Raw genomic sequence first — 11,641 nt, 5'->3', positions numbered from 1 at the left:
ATCTTCACGTTCGCAAGCTCGACGCCGGTGCCATCCGGCTTCACCCGGATCTTCACGTTGTAGTCGACGACCCGCTTCACGGGGACCAAGATCTTCATGGGTTCTCCTTCCAATGCCGCATGGGAAAATGCGCCATCCAGGCGCAGTCCGATTGTCGGTTGGCGACATCGATACGCGTTTTTTTTTCAAATTCAATGATCGGCCGGGCGTTGCGTGCGAAAACTATCGACAGCAAAAATTACGCTGACGTAAACGTCAGCGAATATGCCGATCCTGAGGGATCACCGCCCCCAGCGGATCGGCGGAACCGGAGGTGCTTTGGCGCGATCGGCCGGATCGGTCGGCGTTGCTTCCTTATGTCGCACTGCCTGGGGTGTCGTGATGGTGCGGTCGAACAACGGCACGCCGCGCCGCCGCAACACGAGCACCAAGGCCGCTCCCGCGAGTATCCCTCCCACATGAGCGCCCCAGGAGACGCTCCCGTCGGGCTCCACAGCCATCATGTAGAACTGCTGCACCACCCACAGGAGCAGCGGGACAGCCGCCGGCAGGGGCAGCGGGATGCGGAAAAGCACCAGCACCCATACGCGCACCTTCGGATGCAGCAGCAAATAGGCGGCAACGACGCCGGAGATTGCGCCGGATGCGCCGATCAGAGGCGCCTCCGAGGCCGGCTGGACGATACCGTGGACGAAGGCGCCCGCGGCGGCACAGGCGAGATAGAAGATGAGGAAGCGCACGTGGCCGAGCGCGTCTTCGACGTTGTCGCCGAACACCCAGAGAAACAGCATGTTGGTCGCCAGGTGCACGAAGTCGGTGTGGATGAAGGCGTAGGTAATGTAGGTCGCATCCGCTGGAACGAGAATGAGTCCAGGCTCGAGTTCGGCAAAATTGAATACGACCGCCGGAATATATCCGAGACCGACGACGGTCTCGTCGGAAAAGGTCTGGCTCGCCAGGATTCCTGCTAGGAACCAGACGGCAACATTGATGACGATGATGCCAAGGGTGACGTACTGGACCTTGATGTACTTCAGGGAATTCGCATCGTGAAGCGGTATGAACATGAACACCCGTTCCCGGTTGCGTGGCGACTACCTGTTGCTTCCGGGAACCCAGAGAACATCCAATGCCCCCTTGTCATTCACCCACCGGGCCGCGACGAAGAGAAAATCGGACAACCGGTTGATAAAGGCGGCCGCTTCCCGCGACACGGCTTCTCCCTCCATCGCACCGAGCTCGACGATGCGTCTTTCGGCCCGGCGCGCCACGGCGCGGGCCACATGCAGCGCCGCCGCCGCCGCCGTTCCACCCGGCAGGACGAAGGACCGCAACGGTGCAAGCTCGGCGTTCAGCATGTCGATCTCCGCCTCGAGCCGCGCCACTTGTGCCTGGACGATGCGCAACGGCTCGTATTGCGGCTTTTCGCCTGTCTCGGGCGTCGCCAGGTCGGCGCCGAGATCGAACAGGTCGTTCTGGATCCGCATCAGCATCTGATCGAGGAGAGGATGCGTCGCCGTATGCTGGCGCGCCAGACCGATCAGGGAGTTGGTTTCGTCGATGTCGCCATAGGCTGCGACGCGGGCATCGTGTTTCATGCGGCGCGGACCGGCGACGAGACCAGTCGTGCCGCCGTCACCGGTGCGGGTATAGATCTTGTTCAGTTTGACCATATTTGTTGCGTTATTTGTTGCGTTCTCATGCAGGCCGTCCGCCGCCGGCGAACCAAAGCGTCAGCATGATGAGGACAATCGCCGCCGCCTGCAAGACGATACGCATCTGCATCAACTGGTTGGACTTGTTGCCGTTGCCGCCCTTGGCCATGTTGATCAGGCCGCGGATCAAGACGATTGCGACAAGACCCATGACGATGAGCGTGATGTAGGTGAGGATGGTGGACATGTTCGCAATCCGTCGTTCGGTTCGTACTCGCTGAGTGTATTACACTAACGCATCTGCCCGTGAAGCGGAATTCAAATCGGGAACGGATAAGCCGTAGATTCAAAGCGTTAACCAGCAAGCCGCTCTCGTGGGCGCGCCTGCAAGCGCGGCCAGGCCGTCACGCTTGCCACAGAGGGCTTATCCGAGGCGGCCGATGACGCGGTAAAAGAGAGCTGCCGGCAGAAGCTTCTTCAGAATCGCGCCCTGTTTCGCCGGCGAGGTGACGATATAGTGCGGCCGGGGTGCCTCGGCATTCAGCGCATGCTTGAGCACGTGATAGACCGCTTCCGGCCCGAGCTTTCCCGGCGCCGGCCTGCTTTCGCCGCGCAGCCGTCGCATCTGCCGGCGGTATTCCTCCGCATGCACCGAATTCTCCAGGTCGATGTGCTTTTCGATGTGCGGGATGGCGTTGGCCGTGAAGCGCGACACGATCGGTCCGGGCTCGATCAGGCTGACGTGGATGCCGGAGCCGGCAAGTTCCATGCGCAGCGTCAGAGACAGGCCCTCAAGAGCAAACTTCGAGGCGTTGTAGGCACCGCGCCAGCGATAGGGGACGATGCCGAGGATGGAGGAGCATTGCACGATCCGCCCGTGGCCCTGTCGGCGCATGGACGGGATGAGCCGGCGGGTCAGGTCGTGCCAGCCGAAAACATTGGTCTCGAACTGCAGCCGCAGCGCCTCGACAGGCAGGTCTTCGACGGCGCCTGCCTGGCCATAGGCGCCGTTGTTGAACAGCGCATCGATCCGGCCGCCGGTGCGTGACAGGACGCTATCGGCAACGGCGGCAATCGAGGCTGGCTCGGTATAGTCCATCAGCAGGGCCTCGATGCCATCCGTCTCCAGCGGGGCCAGGTCGGCCTCCTTCCGGACGGTGGCAAACACGCGCCAGCCGTCGGATTTCAATGCCCGGGCGCAATGGGCGCCAATGCCGGAAGAGCAACCGGTGACGATGATCGTTCTTCCAGGGGAAACGGGTCCAGGCATGTGCATTTCCTGTACAAATACAGTTTCGTTTCCCATATTCACCGGGCGCTGACAATTGCGCCAGAACCAAAAGCCTCGCAGACGAGGTTGCCCAGGAACGGGACAGGGACATGCCGACCGCTCTACGCCTCCTCTACAAGGTCGTTTACGACGCGATCTGGCACTTCACCCTGGATGATGGCTGGGCGATGGCAAGCCACGTGGCGCTGTCGTCGCTGCTTGCGGTCTTTCCCTTCCTGATCTTCGGCACCGCGCTTGGGTCTTTCCTCGGCGCTGACCAGTTCGCCGAAACGGCCGTCCATCTGATCTTCGATACCTGGCCGGAATCGATCGCCGCCCCGATCTCGCGCGAGGTGGTGGCGGTGCTGACGATCCCGCGCGGCGGCCTTGCGACCATTTCTGTGCTCGCTGCTGCCTATTTCGCCTCCAACGGCGTGGAGGCGCTGCGGGTGTCCCTCAACCGCGCCTATCGCGTCGCGGAAACGCGCTGGTGGTATGTCACCCGCCTCGCCAGCCTCGGCTTCGTTGTCCTGGGCGTGGTCGCGCTGGCCACCATCAGCATCGTGCTTGTGGCGGCGCCGCTGGCCGTGCGCGCGACGGACCAGTGGATCCCCTGGCTCGGCTATGTCTACTCGCTGGTTCTTGAATGGGGTATCTTCGGCACGCTGATCGTGTTGTTCGTCGGGCTTCTGATTGCGCACCTTTGGCTTCCCGCCGGCCATCGGCGCATCGCCGACGTGCTGCCGGGCATCGTGCTGACGCTGGTGGCCTGGAGTATCGGCGCCTATCTCTTCGCGTCCTATCTCGCCGCCTTCTCCACCTATGTGAAGACCTATGCCGGACTGGCCTCGATCATGATCGCCCTGGTCTTTCTTTATATCATCGGCGTGATCTTCATTCTCGGCGCAGAGATCAATGCGGCGATGATGAAGTATCGGGTCAAGCGGCTGGTTCTTGACCGCCTGCGCGGTCGCAAGCCGCTGCCGGAGGTGCCTGTTTCAATCGAGGACGAGGCCATCGCGCGCGAACAGGGCGCGGAGGTCCGCCGGTGAGAGCCCTTTCTCCCGGTAGGCCGAAATCCCTGTATCCCTGTTGCTCTTCGACAGTTTGCGCCCATCCGCACCGAGCACCAACTCATGGTGGCGATATTGCGGCTCGGGCAGGTCGAGCAAGACCTGCAGCAGTCGATGAACAGAAGTGGCATGAAACAGATCCTTTCCGCGCACGACATGGGTCACACCCTGTGCGGCATCATCGAGCGTTACCGAGAGATGGTAGCTCGAGGGTGCGTCGGGGCGCGACAGGACGACATCGCCCCAGCGGTCCGGCTGCGCCGGCACCCGGCCGGTCTCGCCGTCCGGCCCGTTACCCGCCTCGTTCCATTCGAGGCTGCGGCCGGCCAGTTTGCCCTTGGCTGCTTCGATCGCCGCATCCATGTCGAGCCGCCAGGCATGCTGGCGCCCCTCGGCAATCCAGCGCAGCGCAAGCGTGCGTTCGAGCCGGCGCTCCTCCGTCGGATAACAGGGGGCGCCATCCGGGTCGCGTGGCCATTTTTCGCCTGACGCCTCGAACCGTGCCATGCGCTCGCGCACCTCTGCGCGGCTGAGAAAGGCGGGATAGGCAAGGTCGCGGGCGATCAGTTCGTCGAGCGCCCGCTGGTAGAACGGAAAATGTTCCGACTGCCGTCGCACCGGGCGCTCCCACTCGATTCCGAGCCAGTGGAGGTCGCGATAGATCGCCTCTTCATACTCTGGCCGGCAACGCACCGTATCGATGTCCTCGATCCTCAGGAGGAAGCGTCCGTCGGCCGCCATGGCAAGAGCGTGGTTGAGCATCGCCGAATAGGCATGTCCAAGGTGCAGGAGCCCGTTAGGGCTCGGGGCGAAGCGAAAGACGGCTGGCTTTGACAAGGGCGAATCCATCAGGCTTTCTTACACGAAACCGGCGCGGCGGCCACGGCCGCCGCAGTCCCGGAAGGCCGGGTCTGGCCATGGGAACAACATGCAATTGCACATCATCAGAACGCAGGCGGATGTAGCCGCCGGTCTCGTCGGCCTGGCCCTACTCGATGCCCGCCTCCGTGCGGTGATCGACAGGGCCGGCCCGGTGCCGCTGCGGCGTCACGATCCCGGCTACCGCGGCATGGCGGGCATCATCGTCTCGCAGATGGTGTCGCGCGCCAGCGCCGACGCCATATGGCGGCGGCTGGAGGAGGCCGCCGGCGACGTCACGCCGCATCACGTTCTCAACCTCACTGATGCCGAATGCCGCGCAGTCGGCCTTTCCCGCGCCAAGGCGGAAACGCTGCGTCGCGTTGCCGAGGCCGTCGACCGCGGCACGGTCGATCTCGATGCGATCTGCCAGATGGAGGCGGGTGCGGCGGTCCAGGCCTTGACGGCGCTCAAGGGGATCGGGCGCTGGACGGCGGAAGTCTATCTGCTCTTTTGTGCCGGACACCCCGACATCTTCCCCGCCGGCGACGTCGCCTTGCAGAATGCGGTAGCCCATGGGCTGGGGTTGTCTATTCGTCCCTCGCAAGCGGAACTCGACGAGATCGCGGCGACCTGGTCGCCCTGGCGCGGTGTCTCGGCCCGACTGTTCTGGGCCTATTACGCCCGGGCGATGCGCCGTGAAGGTGCACCGCTTGGCTGACGCTTGCGCGAGGGGGTTGCAAAGCGGCGAAACCGTGCCCCGACATTTCCTTTCCGGCTTCACAATGCTGTAACAACGGGCCTAATATACAAAGGCAGATACCGAATCGGTCAGGAGAATCACTTGACGATTTCAGTTTCACCACAGGCCCTGCCGGCGCTCGTCTTGAACGCTGACTATCGGCCGCTGAGCTACTATCCCTTGTCGTTGTGGTCCTGGCAGGACGCGATCAAGGCCGTCTTTCTTGACCGCGTGAACATCATCGCCGAATACGAGCACTCGGTTTCCTCACCGAGCTTCACCATGCGCCTGCCGAGCGTCGTCTGCCTCAAGACCTATGTGCAGCCGTCGCGCTATCCGGCCTTCACCCGCTTCAACGTGTTTCTGCGCGACAAGTTCGAGTGTCAGTATTGCGGCACGTCCGACGATCTGACCTTCGATCATGTGGTGCCGCGTGCCCACGGCGGCGAGACGACCTGGTGCAATGTCGTTGCGGCCTGCTCGCCGTGCAACCTGCGAAAGGGCAGCAAGCTGCCGAAACAGGCCGGCATGTTCCCGAGCCAGACCCCCTATCAGCCGACGGTGCAGGATCTGCACAACAACGGCCGGCTCTTTCCGCCGAACTATCTGCACGAAAGCTGGATGGACTATCTCTACTGGGACGTGGAACTACAGCCCTGAGCGGCGCCGGGCACCGGCCCGCCGCGCCGGCTCTCGTCCCGTCTGTTCCGCCTCAATTCTTTATCGCCCGCACGCCGGCAAACGCGATTCCCGCAAACAGAAGGCTTGCGATCACGTTCCAGCCGGCAAAGGACAGCCCGAGGACGCGCAGCGACGCTTCCGTGCAGGACGGCGGCATTTTCGCGTCGAGGTCGCCAAGCAGGTCGCCCGCATTCTGGGTCACGCCCTGAGCCGAGGTCGCGCAGGTCGACGGCCCCTCCCAGAACCCCCACTCCGCACCGGCGTGATAGACGCCCAAGCCGGCGCCGACCAGCATCATCAGGGCGGTGAGCAGCAGCAGGCCACGCGTCAGCCAGACGGGGCCGCCAAGTGCCGCCGACACGGCTGCCAGGCCCGCAACCGGAATGCCGTAGTAATAGGGCAGCCGCTCGATCAGGCAGAGTGCACAAGGGATATAGCCGCCGATGTGCTCGAAACCGAGTGCGGTGCCGACGGTCGCGGCAAGGCCGAAGGTCAGGAGCAGGGCGTGGGGGAGGGCGGCTTTGTGGTTCTGCACGACGGCCGACATGGGCGCGCGTTCCTTTCAGGCGATGTAACGATAGGCGGCGTAGAGGGCAATCAGCAGGGCCGCGCCGATGCCGGCGATGAGCCCGAGCTGCTTTTCGATGAAATGCCGGATCGGCTCGCCGTAGCGGCGAAGCAGCCAGGCAAGGAAGAAGAAGCGCGCGCCGCGCGCCAGGATCGCCGAGATGATGAAAAGGCCAAGATTGATATTGGCGGCGCCGGACAGGATGGTAACCACCTTGATTGGCGGCAAGTGCGCCAAGCCGGATGTGACCAGCAGCAGAAGGAGGGTTTCGTAGCCGACCGAGGCGCGCATCTCCTCGAAGGCGTGAAGCTTGCCGTAGAAGGCCAGGACCGGCTTGGCGATCGCCTCGAAGGCATAGTGGCCGAGATACCAGCCGGCGATGCCCCCGAGCACCGATGCCACGGTGGCCACGACTGCATAGCGCCACAGGCGTTCCGGGCGGGCAAGGCCCATGGGCAGGAACAGCACGTCGGCGGGGATGAGAAAGACCGAGCTCTCGACGAAGGCGATGATGGCGAGCCAGGCTTCCGCCGACTTGCGCGCCGCAAGCGACATGGTCCAGTCATAGAGGCGTCGAAGCATGGATGCGTTCCGGTTGAAATGGTCAACCGCTTTTACCAGCCCTCATGTCTTTGTAAATCGCCGCACGGATTCGTGATTGCGTCGAGGCAACTGTATTTGCCGGTTGACCCACCCAAAATCCTTCGTGTAAACGGCGATGACTGTTGTCGCAGGTCCCGTGCCCCATTGGCGGAACTGGTAGACGCGCTCGACTCAAAATCGAGTTCCGAAAGGAGTGCTGGTTCGATTCCGGCATGGGGCACCATAAGTCTTATCCCGTACATTCTGCACCGTCCCGGATTGGTTGGAGAACCCCTGATTTTCCGGGATTTTTTCGTCTCTGGCATTTCGGTGTGTCTCGCCCTGTCTGTTGGCAGCCGGAAATTCTGTTGGTAGCTTCGTTGGTACTTTTCGCGATGGGGCGATACCAGCACGGGGCGATACCAACACATGCCGCTCAATGACACGCAGATCAGGAACTTGAAGCCGCAGGCAAAGCCAACAAAGCACAGCGACAGTGGCGGGTTATTTTTGTTCGTGAGCCCGCAGGGCTCGAAGCTCTGGCGGCTCGCGTATCGGTTTGATGGGAAACAGAAGCTTCTTTCGTTCGGGCCATACCCCACCGTTTCACTCGCGGACGCCCGCCAAAAACGCGACGCCGCGAAAAAACTTCTCGCCGCGAACGTCGATCCATCGGCCCAAGCAAAAATTGAGAAGCTCCAGCGGCAGACCGCCACGGCGAACACTTTCAACGACCTTGCCGACGAGTTCTTGGCTAAGATCAAGAAGGAAGGGCGCGCCGAAGCAACGCTGACAAAAGTACGTTGGCTGCTTGACCTTGTTCGTCCCGCGCTCGGCAAGCGTCCAATTGCTGAAATTACCTCTGCCGAAATCTTAGCGCCGCTCCGCAAGATTGAGGCCGCAGGCAATTACGAGAGCGCCCGCCGCGCGCGTTCCACCATAGGACAGGTATTCCGGTATGCTATCGCGACCGCCCGTGCGGAGAACGATCCGACTGGCGGGCTCAAGGGCGCCCTCATCAATCCCGTCGTAGCGCATCGCGCCGCGCTGACAGAAAGAAAAGCATTTGGCGGGCTCATAAGGGCGGTTTGGGAATACGAGGGCGCCCCCGAGACCCTGCACGGGCTCATGCTGATGGCATACCTGTATCCGCGCCCCGGTGAGTTGCGGCAAGCGGAGTGGCCGGAGATTGACCTACAGAACGCGGTTTGGACGATCCCGGCGGCACGCGCCAAGATGCGGCGCGAACATAAGAAGCCGCTACCGCCGCAGGCGGTCGCTATCTTGCGGACGCAGCATGGTTTGACAGGCGACGGAAAGTTCGTGTTCCCGTCGATCAAATCACGCTTGCGGCCGATCAGTGAAAACACCCTGAACGGCGCCTTGCGTCGCTTGGGCTTCACGAAGTCTGAAATGACCTCGCACGGGTTTCGCGCCAGCGCTTCAAGCATTCTAAACGAAAGCGGAAAATGGTCCGCAGGGGCGATTGAGGCAGAGCTTGCCCACATCGGGGCCGACAAAGTGCGGCGCGCCTATCATCGTGCCGTATATTGGGATGAGCGGGTGGAGATGGCCGCTTGGTGGGCCGACGAAATCGACGCAACCCGCGACGACGCCCCCGGCGTTGTCATCATGCCTCACGCATATGCGACGCTTCCGGCAGGCGGGCGTTGTCACGTCGCGGTGGTTGATGAAGACATTGTTCTGTCTCTTCCCCGCTCGCGCGCCGTGCTTGTCAGCCGCCTTGATCCTGCCAATCCCCCCAAGATGCCGTCCGGCGTGCGTGGGTGGAGCGAGGGGGGCGACAGGCAGCTCCAAGCCTTCTTTGACTTGCATGGTGCTCGCAAGATGCTTTGGGAGGCATCCGAGAACGGCACTCGCGTCCCCACGCTGCCAGCCTTGCGCGCGGCGGGTCTGACGCCGCAGGTGGCAAAGCTGGCAGCCAGTATTGAGTACGGCCGCAGCGAGGGTGTTAAGGCGGCTCTGGAAATCGAATTGGAGAAAGGCGGCGACGCCGACGAAAGCCGACCGTGTTTCCAACGGCATAGGCCACGAACGCACTAGCCGCCACGGAGGGCCACGGCAACTTTCGACCGATGTACTCAAGGGCGTTGAAGTCGTAGAAGACGAGGGCCACGAAACTCAACCCGGTGAAAAAGACGGCGAGCGCGATGGCAGACCAAGGCGTTGCATCCAGGGCGGCCAGCACGTCCTCGTAGCGGACCTCCGAGGTCAGCCGATAGATGGCCACCGAAACGAGGCCGAAGACCACGATGACGCCTGCCGCCGCCGCGTAGAGCCTGTACCGGACCAAGAACTGACCGAGATGGCCGCTGGCGGGGACACCCGGCGAATGGCTTTCCGTTGTCATCGCCCTCGTATCTCACATCCTCGAGATCGCTCTGTGTGCGCACACCGGGCCTTCGCAGTAGGGAAATGCCTCGCGAGCTCACTAGTCAAGTGCAACCTCGCCGGCTAGCGGTGACTTGGCGCCAGATGTGACCCACACAATGGCACCCGCGTCCGAGAGCGCGCAATGAGGGCAACGATGAGGGTGGCGCGCAGGCTGACCATGACGGCCTCTGGGGATTGGCAAGACTAGAAATTGGCCCACGGTCCTGCTCTTTCAAGCGGATTACCGAGATTTAACTCTTGGCCGTGTCGGCTCGGGGCTGGGTCTCAAGAGCAGACTTAAGTCGTCAAACCCCAAGTCGCTCGACCGGCCTCCGGATAGCGCCTCCGTGGTCTCCATAAAGTGATCAAGATTAACGCGATGTAAGAATTCTGACTGGCGGGCGGGAGTATACTGACTGCTGCCGTAGCGAACGGCATTTCCTCAACAAGGAGAACGCTATGTTCAGGATTGTTTTGGCGGCCTGTATGATACTGAGCGCAGGGCAGACCTTCGCAGCGACCCAATACTTCGTTCAGCACACGCCCGGCGGGAAGTGCACGATTTCGGAACACAAGCCGGACGGCAAGACTCATATGCAGGTAGGCGGGGCATGGAAGACGATGGCGCAAGCCGAACATGCCATGAAGGCGGCACATGAGTGCGGCTATTGACGCCAACAAAGCGGCGTTTTCATAGAGCGCCGCTTTGCCTTTGATGTGCGCAAATCCTCAGTACAACCTATCCCTTGAGCTTCGCATTGAGCAGGCTGTAGAAACCGCGGCCCTGGATAGCCTGGGGGTGCGGCAAGCCGCAAATTCCATCAGACCGGCGGGCATTCGCCGCCGGTCGACGCAGTATTGAGCCAAAACAGCTGGCTGCCTGACTGCCTATTATCAACCGGCAGGCGGAGGCTGGAACCTGCGTCTTTGGCGACCAGCGCGGAGCTGTTCGCGCGGTCTCTGCTTTTGCGCGCGAGATAAAAGCGATTCTGGCGGATGACGCGACCCGATCGATACGCTCACCGGCTTCCTTGACAGCGCGTCGAGTGTCGGCTGAGACAACGCCGGCATCTCCGTCTCTTCAGCACGTTTCGCCGATCTCACACGCATCGTTCGCCACCTCCTTCAGCAGATGAAGGCGCCTTTCGGCTTGCCCCCGACAGACGGACGGGCCGAATCACCGGCCTCCGGGGGCGCCGACTCGGGTTGTCTGACGGAAATATCGTCCCGCCGGGCGCGAGGCGGCGAGCCCGTTTTCGGTTGCTTGCTGATTCACGTTGAGCCTTGAGTTGCAAAATTGCGATATTCACAGATTTTTCGCGTTTTTCGCCGGAAACGCGAATTTTTTTATACGTGCCGCCCGCTTCCTTCAGGATTCGCTAATGTTTTCAGTGCGCGCGGTTGGGATTCAGTTGTATCGATAAGTTGTCGCAGGCAAATCGCACCGGGTTGTTGCCTCAATTTGGGCAATCCGGATTTTGGCAAATAATTCAAAAAACAACTCTGTGATCGTCTCGATAATGTGGCAGCAATGAGGCCATTTTTCTCAGTTCTTTTATTGGGTTAGTGCTGTTGCACCTCCGGAAACGCTGAACTATTAGTCCCGACGTACCGCCGGAATAACCAAAACTATTATCCGGCAACCAAGAAGTAGTAACCACCAATCTCCAAAGGTTTATGGTGGGGAAAGGCTAAAGAAGCAGTGACAAGCAAAATTCGCGATGTAACCAAAGCCGGAGTCCAGGCTGAAACGACGCTCGTCGACCTCATCGGCAATGCCATCAACGAAAACAGCCAGACTGCGGCTCTGACGCTTGA

General features: G+C 61.6%; 13 protein-coding genes, 1 tRNA gene and 1 pseudogene. 6 read left to right on the top strand and 9 right to left on the bottom strand.

Translation table 11 applies throughout. The annotated features are described in order from the left end of the window. The 5 genes and pseudogenes from JNC62_RS20960 to JNC62_RS20940 all read right to left on the bottom strand — a co-directional run. Positions 1-98 (bottom strand): annotated as a pseudogene (locus JNC62_RS20960) (electron transfer flavoprotein subunit beta/FixA family protein); the annotation flags it as partial. Positions 99-281: 183 nt separating this feature from the next. Further along, the gene (locus tag JNC62_RS20955) at positions 282-1,067 is read right to left on the bottom strand and encodes a rhomboid family intramembrane serine protease (RefSeq protein ID WP_374841400.1); all 786 of its coding nucleotides are present in this window, start codon (positions 1,065-1,067) and stop codon (positions 282-284) included. A gap of 27 nt (positions 1,068-1,094) precedes the next feature. Further along, the gene (locus JNC62_RS20950) at positions 1,095-1,673 is read right to left on the bottom strand and encodes a cob(I)yrinic acid a,c-diamide adenosyltransferase (protein WP_374841398.1); all 579 of its coding nucleotides are present in this window, start codon (positions 1,671-1,673) and stop codon (positions 1,095-1,097) included. 25 nt (positions 1,674-1,698) lie between these two features. Beyond that, complete coding sequence (locus JNC62_RS20945; RefSeq protein ID WP_374841396.1) at positions 1,699-1,902, bottom strand: twin transmembrane helix small protein; 204 nt, start codon at positions 1,900-1,902, stop codon at positions 1,699-1,701. Positions 1,903-2,079: 177 nt separating this feature from the next. Beyond that, a complete protein-coding gene (locus tag JNC62_RS20940) occupies positions 2,080-2,925 on the bottom strand; it encodes an SDR family oxidoreductase (protein ID WP_374841395.1) in 846 nt (281 codons plus the stop codon). A 110-nt stretch (positions 2,926-3,035) separates the two neighbouring features. On the opposite strand from JNC62_RS20940, the gene JNC62_RS20935 reads away from it, so the two are divergent. After that, positions 3,036-3,977, top strand: coding sequence for a YihY/virulence factor BrkB family protein (locus JNC62_RS20935; RefSeq protein ID WP_374841394.1), 942 nt, complete (start codon positions 3,036-3,038; stop codon positions 3,975-3,977). On the opposite strand, the gene gluQRS is transcribed toward JNC62_RS20935, so the two are convergent. Beyond that, positions 3,924-4,847 carry a tRNA glutamyl-Q(34) synthetase GluQRS gene (gluQRS, locus tag JNC62_RS20930; RefSeq protein WP_374841393.1) on the bottom strand — a complete coding sequence of 308 codons (924 nt, stop codon included), beginning with the start codon at positions 4,845-4,847 and terminating at the stop codon, positions 3,924-3,926. The two genes, JNC62_RS20935 and gluQRS, sit on opposite strands and share 54 nt — an antisense overlap. 85 nt (positions 4,848-4,932) lie before the next feature. Here gluQRS and JNC62_RS20925 point away from each other — a divergent pair, with 85 nt between their 5' ends. Next, a complete protein-coding gene (locus JNC62_RS20925) occupies positions 4,933-5,577 on the top strand; it encodes a DNA-3-methyladenine glycosylase family protein (RefSeq protein WP_374841402.1) in 645 nt (214 codons plus the stop codon). Between the two features lie 123 nt (positions 5,578-5,700). Further along, positions 5,701-6,258 (top strand): HNH endonuclease, encoded by a 558-nt coding sequence (locus JNC62_RS20920; protein ID WP_374841392.1) that lies wholly within the window; start codon positions 5,701-5,703, stop codon positions 6,256-6,258. 52 nt (positions 6,259-6,310) lie between these two features. Here the strand turns inward: JNC62_RS20920 and JNC62_RS20915 are convergent, their stop codons facing one another. Together JNC62_RS20915 and JNC62_RS20910 are read right to left on the bottom strand one after the other, a co-directional pair. Then, on the bottom strand, positions 6,311-6,826 hold the full coding sequence (locus tag JNC62_RS20915; protein ID WP_374841390.1) for a disulfide bond formation protein B: 516 nt from the start codon (positions 6,824-6,826) through the stop codon (positions 6,311-6,313). Between the two features lie 15 nt (positions 6,827-6,841). Further along, positions 6,842-7,429, bottom strand: a complete 588-nt coding sequence (locus JNC62_RS20910) for a YqaA family protein (protein WP_374841388.1) — start codon at positions 7,427-7,429, stop codon at positions 6,842-6,844. A gap of 159 nt (positions 7,430-7,588) precedes the next feature. Here JNC62_RS20910 and JNC62_RS20905 point away from each other — a divergent pair. Then, positions 7,589-7,673, top strand: a tRNA-Leu gene (locus tag JNC62_RS20905). Positions 7,674-7,858: 185 nt separating this feature from the next. Beyond that, the gene (locus tag JNC62_RS20900; RefSeq protein ID WP_374841387.1) at positions 7,859-9,493 is read left to right on the top strand and encodes a tyrosine-type recombinase/integrase; all 1,635 of its coding nucleotides are present in this window, start codon (positions 7,859-7,861) and stop codon (positions 9,491-9,493) included. Here the strand turns inward: JNC62_RS20900 and JNC62_RS20895 are convergent. Further along, positions 9,402-9,800, bottom strand: a complete 399-nt coding sequence (locus JNC62_RS20895; RefSeq protein ID WP_374841385.1) for a hypothetical protein — start codon at positions 9,798-9,800, stop codon at positions 9,402-9,404. The genes JNC62_RS20900 and JNC62_RS20895 overlap by 92 nt on opposite strands. 482 nt (positions 9,801-10,282) lie before the next feature. On the opposite strand from JNC62_RS20895, the gene JNC62_RS20890 reads away from it, so the two are divergent. Beyond that, positions 10,283-10,495 carry a hypothetical protein gene (locus JNC62_RS20890; RefSeq protein ID WP_374841383.1) on the top strand — a complete coding sequence of 71 codons (213 nt, stop codon included), beginning with the start codon at positions 10,283-10,285 and terminating at the stop codon, positions 10,493-10,495. The last annotated feature ends 1,146 nt before the right edge of the window (positions 10,496-11,641 follow it).

It is taken from the genome of Mycoplana ramosa (assembly GCF_041930185.1).
GTDB classification, from domain to species: Bacteria; Pseudomonadota; Alphaproteobacteria; order Rhizobiales; family Rhizobiaceae; genus Mycoplana; species Mycoplana ramosa.
Note: the sequence above shows the minus strand (reverse complement) of the source record. Positions and strands in the feature narration are given on the sequence as shown.